At 54.6% G+C, this 25,761-nt stretch carries 22 protein-coding genes; 9 read left to right on the plus strand and 13 right to left on the minus strand.

Features of this window, described 5'->3' with window-relative positions:
• Window positions 1-13 precede the first annotated feature (13 nt).
• The 3 genes from zwf to tkt form a co-directional block, all read right to left on the minus strand.
• The gene (gene zwf, locus ACG98I_RS00270; protein ID WP_394717534.1) at window positions 14-1,546 is read right to left on the minus strand and encodes a glucose-6-phosphate dehydrogenase; all 1,533 of its coding nucleotides are present in this window, start codon (window positions 1,544-1,546) and stop codon (window positions 14-16) included.
• Window positions 1,547-1,727: 181 nt separating this feature from the next.
• Entirely contained in the window at window positions 1,728-2,813 is a 1,086-nt protein-coding gene (tal, locus tag ACG98I_RS00275) for a transaldolase (protein WP_394717535.1), read from the minus strand.
• Between the two features lie 11 nt (window positions 2,814-2,824).
• Complete coding sequence (gene tkt / locus ACG98I_RS00280; RefSeq protein ID WP_394718038.1) at window positions 2,825-4,903, minus strand: transketolase; 2,079 nt, start codon at window positions 4,901-4,903, stop codon at window positions 2,825-2,827.
• A 459-nt stretch (window positions 4,904-5,362) separates the two neighbouring features.
• Here tkt and ACG98I_RS00285 point away from each other — a divergent pair, with 459 nt between their 5' ends.
• On the plus strand, window positions 5,363-6,322 hold the full coding sequence (locus tag ACG98I_RS00285) for a heme o synthase (RefSeq protein WP_394717536.1): 960 nt from the start codon (window positions 5,363-5,365) through the stop codon (window positions 6,320-6,322).
• Between the two features lie 168 nt (window positions 6,323-6,490).
• Here ACG98I_RS00285 and ACG98I_RS00290 read toward each other — a convergent pair whose 3' ends face one another.
• From ACG98I_RS00290 to mptB, 5 genes are all read right to left on the minus strand, one after another.
• Window positions 6,491-7,462, minus strand: coding sequence for a quinone oxidoreductase family protein (locus ACG98I_RS00290; protein ID WP_394717537.1), 972 nt, complete (start codon window positions 7,460-7,462; stop codon window positions 6,491-6,493).
• A gap of 19 nt (window positions 7,463-7,481) precedes the next feature.
• Entirely contained in the window at window positions 7,482-8,528 is a 1,047-nt protein-coding gene (locus tag ACG98I_RS00295) for a heme A synthase (RefSeq protein WP_394717538.1), read from the minus strand.
• A gap of 78 nt (window positions 8,529-8,606) precedes the next feature.
• Window positions 8,607-9,374 (minus strand): ABC transporter permease, encoded by a 768-nt coding sequence (locus ACG98I_RS00300; protein ID WP_394718039.1) that lies wholly within the window; start codon window positions 9,372-9,374, stop codon window positions 8,607-8,609.
• Window positions 9,375-9,454: 80 nt separating this feature from the next.
• The gene (locus tag ACG98I_RS00305) at window positions 9,455-10,387 is read right to left on the minus strand and encodes an ABC transporter ATP-binding protein (protein ID WP_394717539.1); all 933 of its coding nucleotides are present in this window, start codon (window positions 10,385-10,387) and stop codon (window positions 9,455-9,457) included.
• A 6-nt stretch (window positions 10,388-10,393) separates the two neighbouring features.
• The gene (gene mptB, locus ACG98I_RS00310; protein ID WP_394717540.1) at window positions 10,394-12,166 is read right to left on the minus strand and encodes a polyprenol phosphomannose-dependent alpha 1,6 mannosyltransferase MptB; all 1,773 of its coding nucleotides are present in this window, start codon (window positions 12,164-12,166) and stop codon (window positions 10,394-10,396) included.
• 217 nt (window positions 12,167-12,383) lie between these two features.
• Here mptB and ACG98I_RS00315 point away from each other — a divergent pair, with 217 nt between their 5' ends.
• The 8 genes from ACG98I_RS00315 (at window position 12,384) to ACG98I_RS00350 (ending at window position 20,487) form a co-directional block, all read left to right on the plus strand.
• Window positions 12,384-13,100 (plus strand): helix-turn-helix transcriptional regulator, encoded by a 717-nt coding sequence (locus ACG98I_RS00315; protein WP_394717541.1) that lies wholly within the window; start codon window positions 12,384-12,386, stop codon window positions 13,098-13,100.
• Window positions 13,097-14,542, plus strand: a complete 1,446-nt coding sequence (gene sufB, locus ACG98I_RS00320; protein ID WP_394717542.1) for a Fe-S cluster assembly protein SufB — start codon at window positions 13,097-13,099, stop codon at window positions 14,540-14,542. The genes ACG98I_RS00315 and sufB overlap by 4 nt, the downstream gene beginning before the upstream one ends.
• A gap of 5 nt (window positions 14,543-14,547) precedes the next feature.
• Window positions 14,548-15,735: a Fe-S cluster assembly protein SufD gene (gene sufD / locus ACG98I_RS00325; RefSeq protein WP_394717543.1), complete on the plus strand. Its 1,188-nt coding sequence runs from the start codon at window positions 14,548-14,550 to the stop codon at window positions 15,733-15,735.
• 63 nt (window positions 15,736-15,798) lie between these two features.
• Entirely contained in the window at window positions 15,799-16,554 is a 756-nt protein-coding gene (sufC, locus tag ACG98I_RS00330; protein ID WP_394717544.1) for a Fe-S cluster assembly ATPase SufC, read from the plus strand.
• Window positions 16,555-16,563: 9 nt separating this feature from the next.
• Window positions 16,564-17,814 carry a cysteine desulfurase gene (locus ACG98I_RS00335; RefSeq protein WP_394717545.1) on the plus strand — a complete coding sequence of 417 codons (1,251 nt, stop codon included), beginning with the start codon at window positions 16,564-16,566 and terminating at the stop codon, window positions 17,812-17,814.
• A complete protein-coding gene (gene sufU, locus ACG98I_RS00340) occupies window positions 17,814-18,263 on the plus strand; it encodes a Fe-S cluster assembly sulfur transfer protein SufU (protein ID WP_394717546.1) in 450 nt (149 codons plus the stop codon). Before ACG98I_RS00335 ends, sufU begins: the two co-directional genes overlap by 1 nt.
• Window positions 18,264-18,680, plus strand: a complete 417-nt coding sequence (locus ACG98I_RS00345; protein WP_394717547.1) for a metal-sulfur cluster assembly factor — start codon at window positions 18,264-18,266, stop codon at window positions 18,678-18,680.
• Window positions 18,681-18,855: 175 nt separating this feature from the next.
• Entirely contained in the window at window positions 18,856-20,487 is a 1,632-nt protein-coding gene (locus ACG98I_RS00350; RefSeq protein ID WP_394717548.1) for an ABC-F family ATP-binding cassette domain-containing protein, read from the plus strand.
• 79 nt (window positions 20,488-20,566) lie between these two features.
• Here ACG98I_RS00350 and ACG98I_RS00355 read toward each other — a convergent pair whose 3' ends face one another.
• The 5 genes from ACG98I_RS00355 to ACG98I_RS00375 all read right to left on the minus strand — a co-directional run bounded on the left by ACG98I_RS00355 (window position 20,567) and on the right by ACG98I_RS00375 (window position 25,750).
• Window positions 20,567-21,523 carry a glycine betaine ABC transporter substrate-binding protein gene (locus ACG98I_RS00355; protein WP_394717549.1) on the minus strand — a complete coding sequence of 319 codons (957 nt, stop codon included), beginning with the start codon at window positions 21,521-21,523 and terminating at the stop codon, window positions 20,567-20,569.
• Window positions 21,520-22,272, minus strand: a complete 753-nt coding sequence (locus ACG98I_RS00360; RefSeq protein WP_394717550.1) for an ABC transporter permease — start codon at window positions 22,270-22,272, stop codon at window positions 21,520-21,522. Before ACG98I_RS00360 ends, ACG98I_RS00355 begins: the two co-directional genes overlap by 4 nt.
• Window positions 22,259-23,437, minus strand: a complete 1,179-nt coding sequence (locus ACG98I_RS00365) for an ABC transporter ATP-binding protein (RefSeq protein WP_394717551.1) — start codon at window positions 23,435-23,437, stop codon at window positions 22,259-22,261. Before ACG98I_RS00365 ends, ACG98I_RS00360 begins: the two co-directional genes overlap by 14 nt.
• Before the next feature lie 3 nt (window positions 23,438-23,440).
• A complete protein-coding gene (locus ACG98I_RS00370; protein WP_394717552.1) occupies window positions 23,441-24,076 on the minus strand; it encodes an ABC transporter permease in 636 nt (211 codons plus the stop codon).
• Window positions 24,077-24,391: 315 nt separating this feature from the next.
• Window positions 24,392-25,750, minus strand: a complete 1,359-nt coding sequence (locus tag ACG98I_RS00375; protein WP_394717553.1) for a PFL family protein — start codon at window positions 25,748-25,750, stop codon at window positions 24,392-24,394.
• Window positions 25,751-25,761 lie beyond the last annotated feature (11 nt).

Genomic DNA, 25,761 nt, shown 5'->3' on the forward strand with positions numbered 1-25,761 from the left:
TCACACTTCACATCTATGGTCGGCGCCAGGTACGACCCCGGCGGGCCAACATGGCATCAGCGGACTCAGGTCCCCACGTACCAGCTGGGTAGCTTTCTGGCTGGCCGTTGTTTTCCCAATAATCCAAAATTGGATCCAAGATGGCCCAAGACAGCTCCACTTCCTCGTTGGTAGGAAAGAGCGAAGACTCATCGAGTAGCGCATCCAGAATCAGACGCTCATATGCCTCAGGCGATTCTTCAGTAAAGGCCTGAGCATACGAAAAGTCCATGTTGACATCACGAACTTCCATGGCTGAACCTGGCACCTTCGAACCAAAGCGCAGGGTCACGCCCTCATCAGGCTGAACACGGATAACCACGGCATTGGTGCCTAGGGCGGAGGTTTGCCCGCTATCAAATGGCTGGTGGGGTGCTGGTTTGAATACCAGCGCAATTTCCGTCACACGACGGCCCAAACGCTTGCCAGTGCGCAGGTAAAAAGGCACTCCAGCCCACCGACGTGAGTTAACCTCCAACGTGCAGGCTGCGTAGGTCTCGGTTGTGGAATTCGGGTCGAAGCCCTCCTCCTCACGCAATCCCTTCACGTATTCAGAACCCTGCCAACCGGCGGAATATTGACCGCGCGCGGTGGTCTTAGACAATGGGTGGATAGCATTCGTTGCCTGCAAGACCTTAATCTTTTCAGCCTGCAGTGCTGCGGGGCTAAACGAGCTCGGCTCTTCCATGGCCACAAGTGCTAGAAGCTGAATCAGGTGATTCTGGATAACGTCGCGGGCCGCACCAATGCCGTCATAGTAGCCAGCACGACCACCCAAGCCGATATCCTCAGCCATGGTGATCTGCACGTGGTCGATGTAGTGTGCGTTCCACATTGGCTCATAAATCTGGTTTGCAAAGCGCAGTGCCATGATGTTCTGCACTGTTTCCTTGCCCAAATAGTGGTCAATACGGAATACGGCATCCTCTGGGAAGACCGCGTTGACGATCTCATTGAGCTCGCGTGCTGATTCTTGGTTATGGCCGAATGGCTTTTCAATAATTACGCGGCGCCAAGAGTCATCGGTCGGGGTTGCCATACCCACGCGCTCAATCTGGTGGCAGATATCAGAGAAGTAGTCCGGCGGAACCGACAAGTAATACGCCCAGTTGCCACCAGTACCGCGTGTTGAATCTAATTCACCCAAACGCGTAGAAAGCGCATCGAAGCCGGCATCATCAAAGTCGCCGGACACAAACTCCATGCCCTGTGCCAGGTGCGTCCACACGTTTTCCCTAAACGGGGTACGAGCACCTGCTTCCACGGCCTTTTTGACGTACTCGCCAAAGGCTTGCTTGTCCCAATCACGGCGGCCATAGCCAACCAAGGTGAATCCAGCCGGCAGCAGACCGCGGTTAGCAAGGTCATAAATAGCTGGCAGCAGTTTCTTTCGGGCCAAGTCACCAGTTACACCGAAGATGACCATTCCGGAAGGTCCAGCGATGCGCGGTAGGCGCTTATCATTATCATCACGCAGGGGGTTAACCCAGTCGCTAGGGCTAGTCACAAGCAAGCAATCCTTTCAGCGCATTCGAACGCCCTCGAGTCTACTAGCACCGCTGGGATTGGTGGGCGCTAGCCAAATATTTAAAAGACCCGCCGTAACATTCCAGTCAGAATCAATCTCACAGGAGGACAATTTTACGGCGGGTACACCACGCGCTATTGCGCAGTGAAGGGTGGTCAGATTAGACCAAGCGAGGCTGGACAGACTCTAGAAGCTCATTCCACGCGTCGACGAACTTCTCAACGCCTTCGCGCTCAAGAACCTCAAATACGTCATCCAGATCAATGCCAACGGCCTCAAGATCCTTTAGCACCTGCGCAGATTCTTCAGCGGTATTGCTCAAAGTGTCACCGTGCAAAGCAGCTGAGTCCAAAGCGGCATCGATGGTCTTTTCTGGCATGGTGTTAACCGTGTTTGGACCAGCCAACTCAGAAACGTACAGCGTTGCTGGGTAATCAGGGTTCTTCACACCCGTCGATGCCCACAGTGGACGCTGCAGGTTAGTGCCTTCTGGCAAGTTATCAGCGTTTTCGAGCTCGGCCTGGTAGAGCGCATAAGCCTGCTGAGCGTTCGCAATGCCAGCTTTGCCACGGAGCGCAAGAGCTTCATCACTTCCAAGAGCCTCGAGGCGCTTATCGATTTCTACGTCCACACGGGAAACGAAGAAGGAGGCAACAGAGTGAATCTTGGTGATGTCCAAGTCATTCGCTGCCGCGCGAGCGATACCGGTCTTGAATGCTTCAATAACCTGCTTGTAACGCTCAAGAGAGAAGATCAAGGTGACGTTGACGGAGATGCCATCAGCAAGAGCCTCACTAATAGCACCCATGGAGCCATCGGTTGCTGGGATCTTGATCATGACGTTTTCGCGGTCAACGCGGTTCCACAGTTCACGCGCTTGGGCGATGGTGGCCTCACCATCATCGGAGATGCGGGGGTCAACCTCGATGGATACACGGCCATCCTTGCCGCCGGACTTCTCAAAGATTTCCTGGAATACATCGCAAGCATTGCGGACGTCATCAATAGCAAGGGAGTACACAGCCTCATCTGGTTTTGCGCGCTCTGCCTTCAACTTCTCAAAGTCTGCGTCATAGGCAGAACCTTGAGACATTGCCGATGCAAAGATAGCTGGGTTGGTGGTTACACCGACGATCGACTTGGTGCTCAGCAGTTCCTTGAGGTTGCCGGACTCCAGGCGGTCACGGGAAAGGTCATCCAACCAGGTGGAGGTACCAATTTGTGCGAGGTCATCAATGGTGGTCATGTATTAAACTCCTATTTCTTGGCTGCAGCCAATGAGTCCTGAGCAGCTTCAACAACCTTGGCGGCAGTGAAACCGAAACGTTCAAATAGCTCTTCAGCAGGCGCGGAAGCACCGTAGTGCTCGATGGATACTGCGCGGCCTGCAAAGCCCAAGTACTTGTGCCACGACTGGGAGATACCAGCTTCGACAGAGACGCGTGCCAGTACATCACTTGGCAGGACGGACTCGCGGTACTCTGCTGGCTGCTCATCAAACCATTCCTGGCATGGCATCGACACTACGCGTGTTGCGGTGCCTGCGGCTTCCAATTCTTTCGCTGCATCCACAGCCAGGTGAACCTCGGAACCGGTCGCAATCAGGATGACATCTGGGGTCTCCTGTGAAGCTTCCACAAGAATGTAGCCACCACGACGTACGCCTTCAGCGGCCTTCTCCTTGGTGCCTTCCAGAACAGGAATGTTCTGACGGGTCAAAGACAGACCCTTTGGTGCAGCCTTGTATTCCATGGCAGCTGCCCATGCCTGAACAGTCTCATTTGCATCTGCTGGACGGATGACAGAGAGATTAGGTACAGCGCGCAGTGCGGATAGAACCTCCACCGGCTGGTGGGTAGGGCCGTCTTCACCCAGACCGATGGAGTCGTGGGTCCACACGTAGTAGGTGTCGGTGGACATCAAGGAGCCCAGGCGAACGGCAGGGAACTGGTACTCGGAGAAGATCAGGAAGGTGCCGCCGTAAACGCGGGTATTACCGTGCAGTGCAATGCCGTTCATGATTGCGGCCATAGCGTGCTCACGAATACCGAAGTGCAGGTTACGTCCCGCGTGTGGGTCTGCTGACCACATATCGGTAGTGATTGCTTCTGGACCAAACGATGGAGCACCCTTGATGACGGTGTTGTTGGAGCCCGCAAGGTCGGCAGAGCCGCCCCACATCTCAGGAAGCTTGGCCGCTAGAGCCTGAATAGCTGCCTCAGATGCCTTACGGGTAGCAATGCCCTTTGGATCGGCATCCCAGGTTGGCAGGTCCTCGGTGAATCCGGCTGGCAATTCGCGTGCTGCCATACGGTCAAAGAGTGCCTTATTTTCTGGGTTAGCTTCAGCCCACGCGTCGAATTTCTTCTGCCATTCAGCGTGCTTTTCTGCACCGCGCTCCGCGAGCTTACGGGTGTGAGCAATAACCGCATCATCGATGTGGAAGTTGAGGGAAGGATCGAAGCCCAGGATTTCCTTGGTGGCTGCAACTTCATCATCACCCAAAGCCGCACCATGAGCGCCGCCGGTGTTCATCTTATTTGGCGCTGGGTAACCGATGACGGTCTTCACGCGGATGAAGGATGGACGGTTGGTCTCAGCCTTCGCGTTCTCAACTGCATCGAGGATGGAGACAACGTCTTCACCAGACTCAACGGTCTGGACGTGCCAACCATAAGCCTCATAGCGAGCGTTGACGTCTTCATTGAAAGCAATATTGGTGTCATCTTCGATGGAGATGCGGTTGTCATCCCAGAAGACAATGAGGTTGCCCAAGCCCTGGGTACCAGCCAAAGACGATGCCTCTGCGGTAACGCCCTCCTGCAAGTCACCATCGGATGCAATCACATACACGAAGTGATCAAATGGTGACTGACCGGCTTCTGCCTCGGGATCGAAAAGACCGCGCTCCTTGCGCGCAGCCATCGCCATACCCACGGAAGATGCCAAGCCCTGGCCCAAAGGGCCGGTGGTGATTTCCACACCGTCGGTGTGGCCAACTTCAGGGTGACCTGGGGTCAAAGAATCCCAGGTGCGTAGTGCCTCCAGGTCTTTCATTTCCAGACCGAAGCCGCCCAAGTACAGCTGAATGTACTGGGTAAGAGAAGAGTGACCAACTGATAGCACGAAGCGGTCACGACCAACCCAGTTCACGTCCTTTGGATCATGATCCAGCACGTGCTGGTAGAGCGTGTACGCCAGCGGAGCCAGCGACATCGCGGTGCCCGGGTGGCCCGAACCGCAGTTTTGAACCGCGTCTGCTGCCAACACGCGCACAGTATCAATTGCGCGAGTGTCATACTCTGACCAGTTATCTGGGTAGCGGCGCTCTGTCATCGCCTGCAATTCGGGGGAGAGGTTCGAAGAAGACACGGTAAAAGTTGCCTCACCAATCTGTTCGGGATTAATTCTGACCACACATAGTCTACTGATCTCCAGCCCAGGGAGGATCGATCACGTGTTGCTATTTCATCCTTTAGACAAAAAGTTGTAGGCTTGCATGGTTACCTGCTGCTAAGGCCACGTAAAATAACCATGAATTTAATTGGAGTTTTAAGAAACTAAGCCTGACTTACGCAGACTCCGGCAAGGAATCAGCTACCCACTGTGACCTTGCCAACGATTTAAGAGCGCTAGGGAACTATGGCAACCCTGAGTTCGACTAATGAAGTGTATTTGGGACAATTAGTCACTGATATTTCTTGATTTATTTAGCGCACCTTAAACGCGATAGACGCTGGAGCTAATTGTCAGGCAACAGCGAATCATTTTGCACTGCGCATACACAATTTATAGTTGGAGGAAAATTCCTTGGACACCATCAAGGCCTATATTGCTTTGACAAAACCTCGGATCATCGAGCTCCTCCTCGTAGCCGCCATTCCTGCAATGCTGCAGGCACAGCGCGGTATTGACGCCGCAGCAGACAACATCTGGCTTATCATCTCCACCATCTTTGGTGGCTGGATGGGCTCTGCAGCAGCGCACACCTTCAACAATGTTGTTGAGTACGAGCTTGATAAGAAAATGCAGCGCACACGCGCGCGCCCTCTGGTGCGCGGAAACATTTCCCGCAAGAATGCGGCGATCTTCGCCTGGATCATGTTGGCATTGTCCATCTTCTGGCTGGGTGTCGTGGCTAATTCCTGGTTGGCGGCGTTCTTCGTCATCCTGACAAACTTCTTCTACGTATTCGTCTACACCAAGTGGCTGAAGATGAAGAATGAGCAGGGCATTGTCTGGGGTGGCTTGGCCGGCTGTATGCCAGCACTCGTTGGTTGGGCTGTAATCCGCGATAACGCTACCGACGGCGACCCTGACCGCTGGTGGCAGGCGATTGTCCTCTTCCTTATCATCTTCTTCTGGACCCCACCTCATACTTGGGCTTTGGCTATGAAGTACAAGGAAGACTACCGCCGCGCAGGCGTACCGATGCTGCCCGTGGTAGCAACGGAGCAAGAAGTTACCCGTCAGATCGTCTGGTACACCATCGCCACCGTCCTGGTGACCTTCCTGCTGATCCCAGCCGCATCGTGGATTTACTTGGTTGCAGCGGTGGTCTCCGGTATCGGCTTCCTGTGGATGGCTATTCGCCTGCACGACGGCGTCAAGAAGGGCGCCAAGGTCAAGCCAATGCGCTTGTTCATCTACTCCAATAACTACCTTTCGGTACTGTTTATTGGTCTCACCATTGACGCACTCGTCGGCTGGGAGCCAATCGGCCGCATGCTTGGTTGGTCCGCTGTCCTTTTCTAAAAGGAAAAGCACAATACGAGAATGGACTGCGCACAATGCGACGCGAACCCGCAAAATGAGGGTATAACTACATAGATGCATAAACGCATAAATGCGATAAGCGGTGTGCAGTTCCTCTTCAAGAGGGCCGCACACCGCTTTTGTCTGACTCAGACGATGTGGGAGTAACTAGTCGTTCTCACGCACGCGCAAGACGATGGATCCAGTGGTCTTGCGGTTTTGTAGGTCCTCATGGGCTTGCCGCGCGTCTTTGAGGTCATAGGAGGCGCCAATACGGAAGTTGAGCTTGCCTTCGCTGACCATCTGCACGACCGTTGAGGCACGCATCTGGAATTCGGCATCGGTAGCTGTGTATGCACCGAGCGAAGGACGGGTGAGGAAGATTGAACCGTGCTTATTGAGCACCTGCGGATCAATCGGGTCGACTGGACCGGACGCTGCGCCGAAGAGGCATACAGTGCCGCGGGGGCGAACGACCTCGAGCGACTCCTGGAAGGTGTCTTTGCCTACGCCGTCATAGACCACGTCCACGCCACGGCCACCATTGAAGCGGCGAACCTGCTCGGCAAGTCCCTCTGAGTAGCGGAAGACTTGGTCAGCGCCGGCCTCATAGGACAGCTGTTCCTTTTCATCGCTGGATACCACCGTGTAGACCGTCGCACCGGCTGCTTTAGCCATTTGCGTAGCCAAAAGACCGACTCCGCCAGCACCGGCGGTAATCAAGCAGGAGGAGTCTTCACCGAGCTCGTAGACACCTTGGATGAGGTAATGCGCGGTCATGCCCTGTAGCAACATGGTGCCAGCAACATCAGTATCAATATCGTCGGGGACGGACACCATGCGGTTGCGATCAACGCATACCTGTTCCGCGTAGGACCCGAAAGCGTGGTTCCAGGCCACCATTGTGCCTTCGGCGATGTCGCCCTTGGGGTCGTGGACAACGCGGCCCACACCCTCTTCACCGATGATGAAAGGTAGGGCGGAATTATAAATGCCCTCCCGGTAGTAGGTGTCAATGTAGTTCACACCAGCGGTGTGGACATCGACTAAAACCTGATTCTCCGATGGAGATGGGGAGGGCACTTCGGTGTATTCCAGAACTTCTGGGCCACCATTTTTACTAACCTGGATTGCATACATAGTTCCAGGGTAGATGTTTTTACTGACCCGCGAGTGCGTTTTCTCTTTGTTCGCGCTTGATATCGCCAGCTGGGGAGCCTGAAGGTGAATCTTCGGTGCCGCCCAGACGCCTAATTCCGTGCGCATACAGAAGTGCGGTGAATGCAGTAACCACAGAGGACATTCCAATATGGAATGGGATTGTCCAGCGTGGAACGCCCATGTAGAACTGGAATACGCCAATTGCCCATTGGATGATGATGCAGGCAATCAATACCCAGCCGGCCTTCTTCGCGGCATCGGATGCCTTGTTCTTATACAGCAAGGCCACGACGATGATGGTCAAAATCACGTAGATGTACATGAAGGCAGCATGCACGTATGCGAGCATTTCCGTGTCCATGTCCAAGCGGCCATCCATGCCCACACCGGCATCACCTGCGTGCGGGCCGGAACCAGTAACCATGGTGCCGGTCATCAATACCGCAGCCAAACCAACTGCTGCGACAATAGCCATATAGCGGATTTTCTCCGGCAATACCGCGGTGCGCTCACCATCATCGGGTTCTTTAATGCGGGAGTAGAGCAGGCCAGCAATCCAGACCAAGACCATCGATGGCAAGAAGTGGATGGCGACTGCCCACCAGTGTAGATCCATGAAGACGGAGATTGCGCCAAGAATTGCTTGCACGCCAATGCCGGCGAGAGAGACCCACGCATAGACTTTTAGCTCCAGGCGGCGCTTGGCCATGTGCATGGCGACGATTGTGGCAACAGCCGCCGCACCGACCACAAAGGTCAGGAGGCGGTTGCCGAACTCAATGACTTGGTGAATCAACGGTGCGGCGCCCGGAACGGGGACCAAGGAGCCAGCGTGGCAGTTCGGCCACGTCTCACAACCCAGGCCGGAGCCGGTGACACGCACGATAGAACCAGAGACGGTGATGCCTCCCTGGCAGAGAAGCAGGATGAAAGCGATAATTCGCTGCTGCTTGATGGACGGTACCGCGTCACGGAAGAAAGTCCGGATGCGGTAGCCTCTGCTCGCACTTTGGGGAGTGGATAAGGAATGTGTTGAATCAGTCATGGCGCTCACAAATACTTACGTTACCTTTGATGATGGGGGTGGCCTAAATACTTAGGGGAATGGGGAATAAGTTCACATTTAGCCCTCGAACCGGAACCATTTTGCGGCGATATACGACGCACCCACAGCCCACAAGATCAGGGAAATGAATGGGATAAGCGGGAAGCTTCCTTCGAGTGCTTCAGCAAGACCGCTAGCCAGCGCCACCGACGGGATGACATTGAACCATCCGGCATCTGTGAGTCCTTGCGAATACAGAACCCAACCGACGATAGCCAGCATGATAAACCAGATCAGGTTGGACAGCGCGAGGACAATCTCGGCGCTTAGGCTGCCGCCCAGTGCCAAGCCCAGGGCAGTGAAAGTGGCAACGCCAAAGAGCAAAACCACCAGCGCTAATGCGACGCCGCTAGCCGGAGCCCGGTATCCGAGTATCGCTGCGGCGATGCCTAAAACCACCAGCTGCAGCACAACCATGGCGAAAACCGCAATGATTTTACTAACAATGATCAACCACGCCGGCACACCAGATGCACCATTGCGTTTGAGCGCCCCGTAGCGGCGATCGAATGCCACCGCGATGGCCTGGCCTGTAAAGCCAGCAGAAGTCGCAGCCACCGCGAAGACCATGGGGATAGCGCCTTCCAGCCCACCTAGGTCCTCAGAGAAGGGAAAGACCCGAAACCCAATGAGCAACGCCAAAGGAATGATGATGCTCAAGAATTGCTGCTCGCCGTGGCGCAGCATGAGCTTCGACTCCATCGCGCCTTGCGCAACAATCATCTTCAGCTTGCTAGCCGATGCCGCCTGAGGTGAGAACGTGCCTGGCTCAAAGTCGGGTAGCACTGCTTCCGTGCTCACTTCGTTGCGCGAGGAAGCCGGAACACTCGGAGCGCCATTATTGCTAGAAGTATTCGTCATGATGTTTAGCTCCTTAAATGACGGCCGGTGATATCGAGGAAGACGTCTTCCAAATTGCGGTGCGAAGTCTCCAAGTGGGTAGCAAGAATCTCCTGGCGCTCTAGCTCCGCGGCGATCTTTGCGATGGACTGCGGTGAGGGCTCCGCATGCACCCGATAGTGCAGGGGTCGCAGCGGAGTGATGTCATAGCCTGCCTGCTCGGAAAAAGCTTTCTCATCAATATCCCTATTGCAGGTGACGGTGATGATTTGCGTCGCCGCATCTCGAGTGAGCTCCACCGGTGTACCCATTGCAACCTTGCGGCCATGGTCGATGATGAGCACATTATCTGCCAAAGCTTCGGCTTCATCCATCAAGTGGGTGGTCAGAACAACCGCGACGCCATCACGCTTGAGCGCGCGTACCAGCTCCCACACCGCGATGCGGCTTTGGGTATCCAAGCCAGCAGTTGGCTCATCCAGGAAAACTAGGTCTGGGCGGCCAATGATTGCTAGAGCAAGACTCAGGCGTTGTTGCTGACCACCAGAGAGCCGGCGATAAGAGTTGTTGGCAACTCCGCGCAGGCCAAGGATGTCAATGAGCCAATCCGGATCATGCGGATTAGCACTATAGCTCGCGGCTAGCTTCAGCATTTCTTTAACCTTGATGCCGGTATAGCCGCCGCCACCCTGGAGCATGATACCAACGCGGGCGCGAACGTCATCCGCCTGCGTCGTTGGGTCCATGCCCAGCACGCTGATGCGGCCGGAGGTGGGCTTGATGAACCCCTCGCACATTTCGATGGTGGTGGTTTTGCCGGCACCATTGGCACCCAGCAAGCAGAGCAATTCACCGCGGTGAAGCTCAAAGGACAAGCCATTGACGGCTTGCTTGTCACCGTAAGCTTTGGCTAGGTCATTAACCTGCAAAACTGGCTGTCCATCAAAAGTTGTACTCACGGCTATCTAGTCTAGGATACGTTCCCTATTTCGACGCAATACAACCCACCCGATCGTGATAAGAACCGCTAATCCGACCGCGGCGGACACGTAAATTTGAGCAACGGTGCCTGCCGGCAACCCGAGACCGCGGGGAAGAACCACGAAGCTCATGATGGTGGAGTAGATAATGACTGCATAGCGGAAGAACATCCGGTTGGCCCAAGCAGCGAGCGGCAGAACGGCCCAGAGGATGTACCAAGGGTGGACAACGGGGAAGAGGATGACCAACACCAAGGTTGATACGCCGAGTCCGCCGATGGGATGGATGACGCCCCGGAACGTACCGAACAGCATGCGGACCATGAACCCGGCTGCAATAACGACACCTACCATGCGGGTGATGCTCAAGATGGCTTCGGTGTGGTCGCCCAGACCCAGCATCATTCCGAAAAAGCCCGAGGCCACACCAAGATCTGTGGTGATAGAAAGCCAGGAGCGAATAGTTGCCGCGCCACCCTGGCCAGTGATCCAACCGAGCCCGATGCCCGAAAGAACCGTGAATGTCGCGATGGTCAAGACCATGAATATGGCGAAGATTCCTGCAGCCAATGCGATCGCGGTTGCTTGACGCATCATGAACTGTTTGTGCAGGAGCCGAGCTAATGCCATGCCCGTGAAACCCAGGCCAATAAAGCCGGTGACCTTGACCATGCCGGCGGCAGAAATTGACACTGCACCTAAGAATATGGGGCCCCAGGCAGTGAGATTTTCTCGCCCAAACAATTGCCGCAATCCGGTATCGCTCAGTCCTTCTGAGAATACCCTGAGCTTGTCGATGCCGCGCAGTGCGAATTCCATGCCGACCAGCGCTAGGCCAAGAAGGATCGACTCATTATGAATACCTCCGATTAAGTGGAGGATGGTCAATGGGTTGAGAATGCCCAGCCAGAGGGCAGCGGGTGGGGCAACCTTGCATCGGGTAGCAAGCTTTGAGATTGCCCAACCGGCGGCAACCACGCCCAAGATGGACGCAATGCGGTGCAGGATAACCCCGGCAACGATGGAGTCATTGGTGACAACACTGATGATGGCTGCAATGCCGAGTGCGACTGGCCCATATGGTGAGGGTGAATTAGCCCAAATGAAAGGGACTGAACGTGCTAAGTCATGGTCTGCGCCAAGCAATTGCACTGGGCCAGCTGAATAGGGATCCATGCCCTGCACGACGATTGAGCCATTAGCGATATAGGAATAAATATCCTGTGTAAATAGCGGGGCAGTGGCGATGATCGGCACGGTCCAGCTAAAGAACGTGCCCCACACTTGAGTGCGTGTTATCGAATGCTTCGGCTTGTCTAGCTGCTGGAGATTAGAGTCTGCGGGCTTGGGTTTTAGGCGGATAGGATTGCCCACCATCGGCGCCATGAGGACCCAGGCCAAAACGATAAGCCCGACGCCAATCAGTACCAAGGCACTGCTGGTAACCAACATCCGACCCATTAATTGGCCAAATGGTAGATCGCCATAAGGATTATTGACCACCGGCATCGCGCCGGCACCGAGGCCGCCAAGCCCAATCAGCAGCGCGCCGACTGTGCCCATTAAACGAAGGAAGAAAACTTTCCGGGCATTAGATGCGCGCGCAACGACGTCAGTGGTTGGTTCACTATCAACGTCATATTGCGTGCCAACCTCGCCGTGCAGCTGCGCTGAACGGGAACCGGCCGTGCCTACACGCGGAAGCTCATCGATCACCCCGCCGAGCATGCCACCTACGCGCCCCAGTCTTTTCTTCATGACCTATTACTCTAATGCCCACCTCCACGGGGGTGCGAAGGCTGTGCCGTGCGCAACACCAAACATTTTTGCGAAAACTAAAATCCCTGGGTCTGAGCCTGCGGTTAAGGTAGGTAAGCCTAATTTTGACACGCCGCTGACCTGCAGTGGTGGCATTTGGGAATGAATTAAGAAACAATAGTGTTGTCTAAAGAGAAAGCAGAAGGAGGTGAGCGCAATGGCTGAAGAGAACCGCATCCACGCGGAGACTCGCTCTACTGAAGGCGATACGCGCCGCCAAGTAATGCTTTTGTTGCTCAAGGAAGGCCCAATCACTGCGTCCAATTTGGGCGGCCAGCTGGGTCTTTCCGCTGCCGGCGTGCGCCGGCATTTAGACATCCTGGTGGAAGATGGTTGGACCGAAACAGTCAATCGTCGTCCTGTTCCCAAAAATGGGGAACCTGCGGGACGCGGTAGGCCGGCTAAACACTTTCGCCTCACAGACAATGGCCGTTCGCAATTTGGCCATACATACGATGAGCTGGCTTCAGAAGCCCTCGACACGCTGCGCGAACTCGGTGGCTCAGAAGCAGTTAAAAAGTTCGCCACTCTGCGCATAGAAAGGCTGCTAGCTGACATCGAACCCATTACGGGTGAAGATGAATCAGTGATAGACACGGCCCGAGAACTTGCTGCAGCACTGGACGATAATGGGTATGCCGCAACCATCAGCACAGCTGGACAGGGAGTGCAGATTTGTCAGCACCACTGCCCAGTAGCCCATGTGGCCGAGCAACACCCAGAGCTATGTGAGGCGGAGCAGGAAGTCTTTTCCGCCCTATTAGGCACACACGTACAGCCTTTGGCCTCTATTGCAGACGGCCACGGGATTTGTACGACGAACATCCCCCTGACACCAATTAATAGGAATTCAGACGAAAGGAGCAGGGCATGACCCAGGCAAAACCGGCGCCAGGTACTGAGAAGAAGATGACCGATGATGAAATCATTGACTCAATCGGTGCATATGAATTCGGCTGGCACGACTCTGACGTCGCGGGTGCAGCAGCACGCCGTGGCCTAAGCGAGGACGTTGCCCGCGACATTTCCGGCCAGAAGAACGAGCCTGAGTGGATGCTGGAGCAGCGTCTCAAGGCATTGCGCATGTTTGATAAGAAGCCAATGCCAAAGTGGGGCGCGGATCTCTCCGGTATCGACTTCGACAACATCAAGTACTACGTGAAGTCCACCGAGAAGCAGGCCCAGACCTGGGACGATCTTCCAGAGGACATCAAGGAAACCTACGACAAGTTGGGTATTCCAGAGGCTGAGAAGCAGCGCCTGGTTGCAGGTGTCGCTGCACAGTACGAGTCTGAGGTTGTTTACCACCAGATTCGTGAGGATCTGGAAGAGCAGGGCGTTATCTTCCTGGATACCGACACCGCTCTGAAGGAGCACCCAGAATTGTTCAAGGAGCACTTCGGTACCGTCATCCCTGCTGGTGACAACAAGTTCTCCGCGCTGAACTCCGCTGTTTGGTCTGGTGGCTCATTCATCTACGTGCCACCAGGAGTCCACGTTGACATTCCTCTGCAGGCATACTTCCGAATCAACACTGAAAACATGGGTCAGTTCGAGCGCACCCTGATCATCGTTGATGAGGACGCATATGTTCACTACGTTGAGGGCTGTACCGCACCTATCTACAAGTCCGACTCCCTGCACTCTGCAGTTGTTGAGATCATTGTGAAGAAGGGCGGCCGCTGCCGCTACACCACTATCCAGAACTGGTCCAACAACGTCTACAACCTGGTGACCAAACGCACCAAGGTTGAAGAGGGCGGCACCATGGAGTGGGTCGATGGCAACATCGGTTCCAAGGTCACCATGAAGTACCCAGCTGTATGGATGATGGGTCCTCACGCTAAGGGTGAGGTTCTCTCCGTTGCTTTCGCTGGCGAGGGTCAGTTCCAGGACACCGGTGCAAAGATGAAGCACCTGGCTCCTCACACGTCTTCCAACGTGGTTTCTAAATCCGTTGCTCGTGGTGGTGGCCGTGCTGCTTACCGTGGCTTGGTCGAGGTTCACCCGAACGCGCACCACTCTTATTCCAACATTGAGTGTGATGCTTTGCTGGTTGACAGCATCTCCCGTTCGGATACATACCCGTACAACGACATCCGCAATGACTACGTCACTTTGGGCCACGAGGCGACTGTTTCCCAGGTTTCTGAGGAGCAGCTGTTCTACCTGATGTCCCGTGGTATCGCGGAAGAAGAAGCAATGGCAATGATTGTTCGTGGCTTCGTTGAGCCAATCGCGAAGGAGCTCCCAATGGAGTACGCGCTTGAGCTGAACCGCCTCATCGAACTGCAAATGGAAGGATCTGTGGGCTAAACAAAATGGTAAATTCTAACGAATTTAACTCTGGTGCTGCTGTAGCTGAAGGCGGAAAGTACCAGACCAAGGGTGACCTGCCTACTTCTTTCGATGTTGAGGCTTTTGAGGTCCCAGGTGGCCGCGATGAGGAGTGGCGTTTTGTCTCCCTGCGTAAGCTTCGTGGTCTCCACAACGGCTCTTTTGCTGAGGAGCTGAAGGTAGTTCCTCAGAACGTGGACGTAAAGGCTGGCGCCGGCGTTAAGGCAGAAACCGTAGATGGCTCTAATGAGCGTCTGCGTGCCGCTGGTGCCCCTGGTGACCGTGTTGCTGCGCAGGCATGGACCTCCATGCCAGAGGCAACCCTGGTTACCATCGATCCTGAGACTCGTGCGGAAGAGCCAATCGTTGTCACCATTTCTGGTGCAGGCGAAGGCAACGTATCTTTCGGTGCAACCACCTTTGATATCGGCCACCACGCTGAGGTCACCCTGGTTGTTAAGTACGAGGGCTCTGGTACCCACGCTGACAACATTGGTTTCATCGTTGGCGACGGCGCACACGTGACCGTCGTGGTTGATGCGGACTGGGAGAACGACACCGTTCACCTGTCCAACCAGGTTGTCTCCATGGGCCGTGACTCGGTACTGCGCCACAACTCCGCCATCTTTGGTGGCGAGGTCGTGCGCATCTTCCCACGCGTCAACTACACCGCACCTGGCGGCGACGCTGAGCTGCTCGGCGTCTACTTCGCTGATGCAGGCCAGTACTTTGAAAACCGCATGCTGGTTGACCACTCAGTTCCAAATTGCCGCTCCAACGTCCTGTACAAGGGCGCGCTGCAGGGCTCTAAGGACAATGAGGCTCGCACCTGCTGGGTTGGTGACGTTCTGATTCGTTCCGGCGCTAATGGCACCGATACCTATGAGACCAACAACAACCTGATTCTGACTGACGGCGCACGTGCGGATGCAATTCCAAACTTGGAGATCGAGACCGGTGAAATCACTGGTGCAGGTCACGCAGCCACCGTTGGCCGCTTTGATGACCTAGAGCTGTTCTATCTCATGTCCCGCGGTATTCCGGCTGATGAGGCGCGTCGATTGATCATTCGCGGCTTCTTCAACGAAGTTATTCACCGCATCCCAGTTGAGTCCTTGAGCGAAGAGCTTGAACGCCGCGTCTCGGACGAACTGGAAAAGATCAACGCGTAAACAGCTTAAATACCTACGTTTACATCGCACTTAAGCCTTATCAGAGAAGAAAGAGCACTAGAATTGTCTACTCTAGAAATTAAGAACCTCCACGCACAGGTCCTTCCAAACGAGGAAGGCGCAGAACCAAAGCCAATTCTGAAGGGCGTCAACCTCACCATCAACTCCGGTGAAACCCACGCCATCATGGGCCCTAATGGCTCTGGCAAGTCCACCTTGTCTTATGTCATCGCTGGCCACCCACGCTACGAGGTCACCGAAGGCGAAATCTTGCTCGACGGTGAAAACATCCTCGACATGGAAGTTGATGAGCGCGCACGCGCAGGCGTATTCCTTGCTATGCAGTACCCAACCGAGGTCGCTGGCGTGAAGATGAGCCAGTTCATGCGTTCCGCAGTCACCGCTGTACGCGGTGAAGCTCCAAAGCTGCGTGAGTGGAACAAGGAACTCACCGATGCTCGTGAGCGTCTGCACATCGACAAGTCCTTCATCTCCCGTTCCGTGAATGAGGGCTTCTCCGGTGGTGAGAAGAAGCGCCACGAGGTTATGCAGCTGGATCTGCTGAAGCCAAAGTTTGCAGTTATGGATGAGACCGACTCCGGCCTGGACGTTGACGCACTGCGCATTGTTTCTGATGGCATCAATGATTATCAGAAGGAAACCAATGGCGGCATCCTGATGATTACGCACTACCAGCGCATTCTCAACTACATCGTTCCTGATTTCGTACACGTCTTCGCAGACGGCCAAATCATCAAGACCGGCGGCTCCGAGCTTGCTGCTGAACTTGAGAAGACCGGCTACGAGCAGTTCCAGTAAGAAAGCCTAATGACCACACCAGCATTTGATATTGAATCCATCCGCAGCCAGTTCCCTGTGCTCAGCAGGACGGTTCGTGGCGATAAACCTTTGGTCTATCTCGACTCGGGCGCTACTTCCCAGCGCCCGTTGCCGGTGTGGAAGGCCGAAGAAAACTTCGTGCTCAACAACTTTGCGCCCGTTCACCGCGGTGCGTACCAGTTAGCTGAGGAAGCCACGGACGCCTATGAGGACGCTCGCGCGGATATTGCCAAGTTCGTTGGCGCCGATGAGCTTGAGATTGCGTTCACTAAGAACGCGACCGAGGCGCTCAACGAAGTTGCTTTTGTCTTGGGCGATCCCCGCGCAGGTGACCTGCAGGTTACTGCCGATGACACCATTGTCATCACGGAACTAGAACACCACGCGAACTTGGTGCCTTGGCAGGAATTGGCCGAGCACACCGGCGCGACGCTGAAGTGGTACAAGTCCACCGACGATGGTCGTATCGATCTTGACTCGCTTGAGCTCGATGACACTGTCAAGGTTGTGGCTTTTACCCACCAGTCCAATGTGACCGGTGCCGTCGCTGATGTCGACGAGATTGTTCGTCGCGCAAAGGCAGTTGGTGCTTTGACCGTTCTGGATGCTTGCCAGTCTGTTCCGCACATGCCGGTGAACTTCCACGAGCTGGATGTTGACTTCGCGGCATTCTCCGGACACAAAATGTGCGGACCTTCCGGCGTTGGCGTTCTATACGGCAAGGATGAACACCTTCAGAAGTTGCCACCATTTTTGACCGGTGGCTCCATGATTGAAGTTGTCACCATGGAAAAGACCACCTTTGCGGCGCCACCACAGCGTTTTGAGGCAGGCACCCAGATGACCAGCCAGGTGGTTGGTCTTGGTGCAGCAGTCAAGTTCCTGTCCGAGATCGGCATGGAGAACATCCACGCCCACGAGCAGGACCTCACTGCATATGCTTTGGAGAAACTGCAGGAGATTGAAGGCCTTCGTATCGTCGGCCCGCTAACTCCTGAGAACCGCGGCGCAGCACTGTCTTTTGATGTGGAGGGAATCCACCCGCATGACTTGGGCCAGGTTTTGGATGACCATGGCGTGTCCATCCGCGTGGGCCACCACTGCGCGTGGCCGGTCCACCGCACGATGGGCGCTCAGTCCACGGCACGTGCAAGCTTCTATCTGTACAACACTCGCGACGAGGTTGATGCCTTGGTTGATGCCATCATCGCCGCTAAGAAATTCTTTGGGGTGAACTAATGCTTGATTCGATGTACCAAGAGGTGATCCTGGATCACTATAAGAACCCTCAGCACAAGGGCTTAAGGGATCCGTTTCAGGCGGAAGTTCACCACGTCAACCCTTCCTGTGGTGATGAGCTCACCCTGCGTGTGAAGCTGTCCGAAGACGGTAAGACCGTCGAGGACGTGTCTTATGACGCGGTTGGTTGCTCAATTTCTCAAGCTTCGACGTCAGTCATGGCTGAGGAAATCGTGGGAAAGTCGCTGGAGGAAGCAAATTCTAAGCTCGATGAGTTTGAGAAGATGATCACCTCTCGCGGCAAGGAAGAGGGCGACGAGGACGTCATCGGTGACGGCGTGGCTTTTGCCGGTGTCTCTAAGTACCCAGCTCGCGTAAAATGTGCACTACTAGGCTGGAAAGCCTTCCAAGCCGCGTCTATTGACGCACTTAAAGAATTGGAGTCTTAAATGACGAATGCAAATCCGACCCCGGATCCATATCAGAATGAGAGCTCTTCCTTTAGCGGCGCAGCCCAGCGCCCTGAGCAAACCGAAGAGCAGATCGCCAAGATCTACGATGTCGCGGAGTACATGCGTGATGTGATTGACCCAGAGCTGGGCATCAATATCGTCGACTTGGGTCTTGTCTACGACATGTGGTTCGAGGAACTTGAAGGCAAGAACACCGTCGTTATTAACATGACCCTGACTTCGCCAGCTTGTCCTTTGACCGATGTCATTGCAGAGCAGATCGAAGACATCATCCTGGGTAATAAACTGGCTGAAGCTATCGATCTTAACTGGGTATGGATGCCACCATGGGGTCCAAACATGATTACCGAAGAAGGCCGTGAGCAGCTCCAGGCTCTAGGCTTCTCCGTATAATCCACCGAACCAGCACTAGCTGGCTCTTTAAGTCCGCCGCGACGTACATAACAGTGCGTCCGGCGGACTTTCTTGTGCCCGGAATATCAACACGTTTAAAGAGCATTGAAGCTCATAAAAGCCAACGACACGGTCGGTTTAGCAAGTTAGACAATCACCGATACAATGGCTCGATGTGATTGTTACCCAAGACTTGGAAGTGCGCGTTGGCGCCCGAACGCTACTGGAGGCCCCCGGCCAGCACCTACGTGTGCAACCCGGTGACCGAATCGGCCTGATTGGCCGCAATGGCGCGGGCAAGACTACTTCTATGCGCATCTTGGCAGGGGAGACCGAACCCTATGGTGGCAAGGTCACCACGGCGGGCCCGATTGGTTACCTGCCGCAGGACTCTCGTGAGGGCAACATTGAGCAGACTGCGCGTGAGCGCGTCCTCTCAGCGCGTGGGCTGGATGAAATCAAGCGTTCCATGGATAAAACTCAGCAAATCATGGAAACCGAGACGGATGAAAATAAGCGCGATAAAGCGATTATGAAGTATTCGCGCCTGGAGGAGCGGTACCAGGCTCTCGGTGGCTATGAAGCCGATGCCGAGTGCGCACAGATTTGTGACAACCTCGGTTTGCCACAGCGCGTATTGGACCAGCAGCTGATGACCCTTTCAGGTGGTCAGCGTCGCCGCGTCGAACTGGCGCAGATCCTCTTTGCGGCAACATCGGGTTCCGGCAAATCTGAGACCACGCTGTTGCTCGATGAGCCAACCAACCACCTAGATGCTGACTCAATTACATGGCTGCGTGGATTCCTGGCAAAGCACGAGGGCGGCTTGGTGGTTATCTCCCACGATGTTGAGCTGCTTGCCGATGTCTGCAATAAGATCTGGTTCCTTGACGCCGTCCGTGCTGAAGCCGATGTCTACAACATGGGCTATAAGAAGTATCTGGATGCCCGAGCGACTGATGAGGCACGCCGCCGCCGTGAGCGTGCCAATGCCGAGAAGAAAGCCTCTGCTCTGCACAAGCAGGCTGCGAAGTTGGGCGCTAAGGCGACCAAAGCTGCTGCTGCGAAGCAGATGCTCGCGCGTGCTGACCGCATGATGAATGAGCTCGATGAGGTACGTGTTGCTGACCGCGTGGCCAGCATCAAGTTCCCTGAGCCAGCTGCTTGTGGTAAGACCCCGATGTTCGCCAAGGGCCTGACTAAGATGTATGGCTCTTTGGAAGTCTTTGCTGGCGTTGACCTGGCTATTGACAAGGGCTCCCGAGTGGTCGTGCTGGGTACCAACGGTGCCGGTAAGACGACCTTGCTGAAGCTGCTTGCGGGCGTGGAGCGTACCGATGGCGAGGGCGGCATTGTGTCAGGCCACGGCCTGCGCATTGGCTACTTTGCACAGGAGCATGACAACATCGACCCAGATAAGTCTGTTTGGGATAACACCATTGAGGCTTGCCCTGATGCTGGTCAGCAGGACTTGCGTGGCCTACTCGGTGCGTTTATGTTCTCCGGTGACAAGCTCCAGCAGCCGGCCGGTACTCTATCTGGTGGTGAGAAGACTCGCCTTTCGCTTGCGACGCTGGTGTCTTCCCGCGCCAACGTGCTGCTGCTGGATGAGCCGACCAACAACTTGGATCCACAGTCGCGTGAGCAGGTTCTGGATGCTCTCAAGACCTACACGGGCGCAGTCGTCCTGGTCACTCACGATCCAGGTGCTGTCCGCGCCCTAGAACCAGAGCGTGTCATCATCATGCCGGATGGCGATGAAGACCTCTGGTCCGATGAGTACATGGAGATCGTCGAGCTGGCGTAGCTCTTCAAAAATGTCAAAGGTGCAGCCTTTCCTTAAATTGGGAAAGGCTGCACCTTTGTCTATCTCCTAGTAGATGAACCTACTCAGCCAGGAAACCTTCCTCAACGAGGAAGTCATAGGCTACGTCGGCATAATCTTGACCTTCAATATCCACGCGGGCGTTCAGCTCCTGCATCTTCTCATTGGTTAATAGATCCCGCAGGGGAGCAAAGAGTTCTTCAATTTCTGGGTACTCTTCCAATACCTCAGAACGTACAGTCAATGCGGCATTGTACTTAGGAAAGAACGCTTCCGGATCTTCAAGCACATTCAAGTCCAGAGCTGGAATACGTCCATCGGTAGCGAAGACGACGCCTAGGTTGCAGTCACCATTAGAGACCGCGGCATATACGGCACCGGAGTCCATTTCCATGATGTTGTCCTGTGGTGGTGCTTCTAATCCATATGCTTCAAGCATGGGGTAGAGGCCATCATTTCTTGCACGGAATTCCGCATCGGTACAGATGGTTTGTTCCTCAACCGGCACATTGGCAATGTCGTGGAGCGTAGATAAGTCATATTCCTCCCCGGTCTCAGCATTGGAGGCAATGGCGTAGGTGTTATTCATTGGGAAAGGCGGTAGCCATTCAATACCGTTCTCTTTATCAGCAGCCTTGACTGCTTCATATTGTTCCTGCTCATCTGGAATCGGATCAGTATTACCCATGTAAGTAATCCAAGCTGTGCCGGTGTACTCGAACATCATGTCCAAGTCACCAGTAACCAGAGCCTGACGTGCTGACGTCGAGCCGGGAACATTGGTCAGGTCACGGGCATTTGCACCAGCTGATTCCAAAAGAATGGCAGCGATTTTGCCCAAGACAATCTGCTCGGTGAAGTTCTTTGAACCAACACCGATGGAAGCCCCCTGAAGGTCAATATCTGAAAGCTCACCTTGAAGCTCACCGGATGGAATAAGACCACCTGCGGTGCCCAGACCACAGCTGGCTAAGAATAAGGTGCTTGCTGCAGTAATGGTTGCAATTACTTTTTTCACTTCAGCATTCCCTTCGGTGTCAGTCCAATCTCCAGTACACGTCCGACCCACTCAATGGCCAACGCCAAAGCAGCGATGAGGACGGCACCCGAAATAAGAATTGGATTACGGTACAAATTGATGCCGGCTGTAATCAGACCACCAAGCCCGCCTGCGTCAATGAAAGTCGCGAACGCGCCTGCACCAACGAGCAGCACTAGGGAGGTACGGACACCCGTCATGATGACAGGCAGCGCCAAGGGGAGCTCAACTTTGAAGAGAACCTGCATGGGCGACATACTCAAACCGCGTGCGGCTTCCACGAGTGAGGAATCAACGCCGCGCAAGCCAGCTACGACGTTAGCGAGCACAGGCAGGAACGCGTAGAACCAGAGCCCCAAAATAGCAACTGGTGGACCGAAACCTAACCAAATGGCCAGCAGAACGATGACACCGATAACAGGTGCTGCCTGACCGATATTGGCAATACCGGTGACATAGGGGCTAAGAAACTTCGTCGATGGGCGAGTAAGCACCACGCCGAGGGGGATTGCGGTGATCAAGACGAAGAATGCGGAAATCACCACGATGACCAGGTGCTCCCAGGTCATGTTGAGCACTGCGTTCGGAGCTAGCGTGCGGTCTTCAATATCATCCAATGTCGCATTGGCACGCCAGACCGCCCAGCCTACGACGGCAACGATCACCAGGATCGGAATACCGAAAATCAGGAGGCGATTTTCGCCTTTGAGAGATTTAAACTTGTCCACCAGGCTCAACCTCCTCATTTGCGGCCGCTGCCTCATTCAGGCTGCGGATGTATTCATTGACGGAGTCATAGCTGAGCACGCCGATGTACTTGCCACGGCGCGTGACCATAGCACCACCGTGAGAAGATGCCAGCATCGCTGACATCGCATCACTGACGGTCGAGCGGGCATCAACAGTAGAGGACAGCTCGATGTTCGGTTCTGGGATGGTCTCAACTCGTTCTAGCTGGCGTAGCTGGACCCATTCACGTGGGCGGTCATTGCGGTCAAGGATGACCACGGAGTTTTGCTTCGCGGCACGTGCTCGGCTCAGCACCTCAGATGAGTTATCACCAATCCGAACAACCGGTGGCTCATCAAGTGGGAATTCATCCACACGACGCAGGTTGAGCTGCTTGAGCGCGGAGCCAGAGCCAATGAAGTCCTCAACGAATTCAGAAGCAGGTGCTGCCAGAATTGCTTCTGGGGTGTCGTATTGTGCAATCTGTGCGCCCGGTTGCAGAATCAGGATGCGGTGTCCCAGCTTGATGGCCTCATCGATATCGTGCGTCACCACCACAATGGTTTTACCCAGCTCGGACTGGATATTGACCAGCTCATCCTGCAGGTGAGTACGCGTAATTGGGTCAACGGCACCGAAAGGCTCATCCATCAACACAACCGGTGGGTCAGCAGCGAGTCCACGAGCAACGCCAACACGTTGTTGCTGGCCACCCGAGAGCTCACGAGGGAAACGATCACGGTAGATAGAGGGGTCCAGGCCCACCATCTCCAGCAATTCATCGGTGCGCTTAGTAATCTTTGCCTTCGGCCATTTCAATAGCGAAGGCACGAGTGCGATGTTGTCAGCAACGGAGATGTGGGGGAGCAGGCCACCGCCTTGGATGACATAGCCAATCTCACGGCGAAGTTCCGTTGGGTTCTTGGTGGTCGCATCATCACCGTTGATAAGAATCTGGCCGCTGGTGGGTTCCACCAGGCGGTTAATCATCTTGAGCGAAGTGGTCTTGCCACAACCCGAAGGGCCGACGAAAGCGACTAGCTCACCAGCCGGAATCTCTAAGGAAAGGTTATCTACCGCAGGAGAAGCCTGGCCGCGGTACTTCTTCACGATGTTTTTAAACTCAATGCTTGCGCCAGAAGCGGTCTTTGTAGATTCTGTCATGATTTATAGTCCCTTTGAAGTAGTGAGTTTTTGCAGTAACGCCAAAAGTGCATCTACTACAAGCGCGATAATGACGATGCCGATGGTGCCAACCAAGGCATAGTTCAAAGCATTGGCACCGCCAATCTGGCTCAGCCCGCTGAAGATGTAGGAACCCAAACCTGGGCCTAATGCATATGCAGAGATGGCGGCCACGCCCATTGACATCTGCGTGGAAACCCTGACACCCGTCATGATGATGGGCCACGCCAATGGAAGGCGGACCCGAAATAGAACGGCAGAGGGGCTCATGCCTTGACCACGCGCAGATTCGATAATCCCTGGATCAATGTTTTGAAGACCCACGATGGCATTGCGCAAAATTGGCAAGGTGGCGTAGAAAACAACCAGGACGACCGAGGGAATAGTGCCGATCCCGAAAAGCGGAATGGCCAGACCCAAAAGTGCCAAGGATGGCAGCGTTAGGCCAATTGAAGATAAAGCGTTCGCAATAGCGGTCGCGCGATGATGCGAAGAGACTAAGACTGCGATCACGAGTGCAATGATGAGGGCGAGCAGCACCGACTGCAATACCAACGAGGTGTGTTGGTAGGAGCGAAAGGCGATGTCCTGCCAGCGTTCAGCTATAAATTCTCCCAAAAGGATTCACCTACCCATATTCTTGTGGAAACTGACTGTTTCGATTCTTCCTTCAACGAATTTCCATATCGTTTACCTTTGGATTTCTATTTATTGCATAAGTAAACATTACTAATTTAAGGAAGAACTATCTACGGATCGGGAGAGTCTCCGCAATTTGGGGGTGAGGTCCTACGCAGGGGAAATGAATTATTTGTCAGATTGAGGACAGCAAATGTCCAGTGTAACGCCAAAGAAAAAAAAGGGGTTGAGACCTTAAAAGATCCCAACCCCTGTGAACCCTGCAGAAGTCGTGAGTTCCAGTGAATCGCTTGCTTAGTTCCTGAAACCGTGAACGGGTGCAGGGATGAATCCACCACGCGCGATGAATTCGGAATTGCCAACCGTATTGACCGGGATGATGGGGGCATAGCCCAGCAGGCCACCGAAGTTGACCTCATCGCCGACGGTCTTGCCCGGTACTGGAATGACGCGGACCGCGGTGGTCTTATGGTTCATTACACCAATGGCTGCCTCATCAGCGATCATGCCAGCAATCGTCGATGCCGAGGTATCGCCAGGTAGCGCGATCATGTCAAAGCCTACCGAGCAGATCGCAGTCATTGCTTCTAGTTTGTCCATGGTGATTGCACCTGAACGCACCGCATCAATCATGCCCTTATCTTCAGAAACAGGGATGAAGGAGCCAGAGAGACCACCAACACGGGAGCAGGCCATCATGCCGCCCTTCTTCACAGCGTCATTCAGCAATGCCAATGCTGCGGTAGTACCGTGTGTGCCCACCTGGTCCAAGCCCATGTGTTCCAAGATGTGTGCGACCGAGTCACCTAGCTCGGCTGTAGGAGCCAAGGACAAGTCAACAATGCCGAAGGGAACGCCGAGGCGATCAGCAGCCATGTTGCCCACTAGTTGGCCAGCGCGGGTGATCTTAAACGCTGCCTTTTTGATTTCTTCGGCGACTTGATCCAGGGTTGCACCTTCAAGGCTTCCCAGCGCGCGGTCAACAACACCAGGGCCGGAGACACCGACAGAAACCACGCAGTCTGGCTCCTCAATGCCGTGGAAAGCACCTGCCATGAATGGGTTATCGCCAACGGAGTTCGCAAAGACAACTAGCTTCGCACACGCGATTGCGGAGTCGTTCTTGGTCAGCTCAGCGGCTTCCTTGATGATTTCACCCATTTTCGCGGTTGCATTCATGTTGATGCCGGCACGCGAAGAGGCGATGTTGACCGAAGAGCAGACTACGTCGGTGGTCGCGAGAGCCTCGGGGATAGAGCTAATGAGCTTCTTTTCCGCGGTTGTTGCACCCTTTTCCACCAATGCGCTGTAGCCGCCAACGAAGTTAACGCCAACTTCCTTTGCGGCCTTATCTAGAGCCTTCGCAGCGTCTACTGGGTTGCCTTCAACGCCAGCCACCACCAAAGAGATTGGGGTGACGGAGATGCGCTTATTAACAATTGGGATGCCCAGCTCACCCTCAATGCCTTCGCAGACCTCCACCAGGTGTGCGGCCTGAGTGGTCACGCGGTCATAGATTGCCTGGCAGGTTTCCTCCATGGTGGTACGCGTACAACCGAGCAAGGAGATGCCCATGGTGACGGTACGGATATCAAGACGATACTTCTCAATCATCTCGATAGTGTCAAGGATGCCGTGCGTTTCAAATGCCATTGTGTACGAGG

The sequence above is a fragment of the Corynebacterium sp. L4757 genome, from assembly GCF_043673995.1.
In the GTDB taxonomy this organism is placed as follows: Bacteria; Actinomycetota; Actinomycetes; order Mycobacteriales; family Mycobacteriaceae; genus Corynebacterium.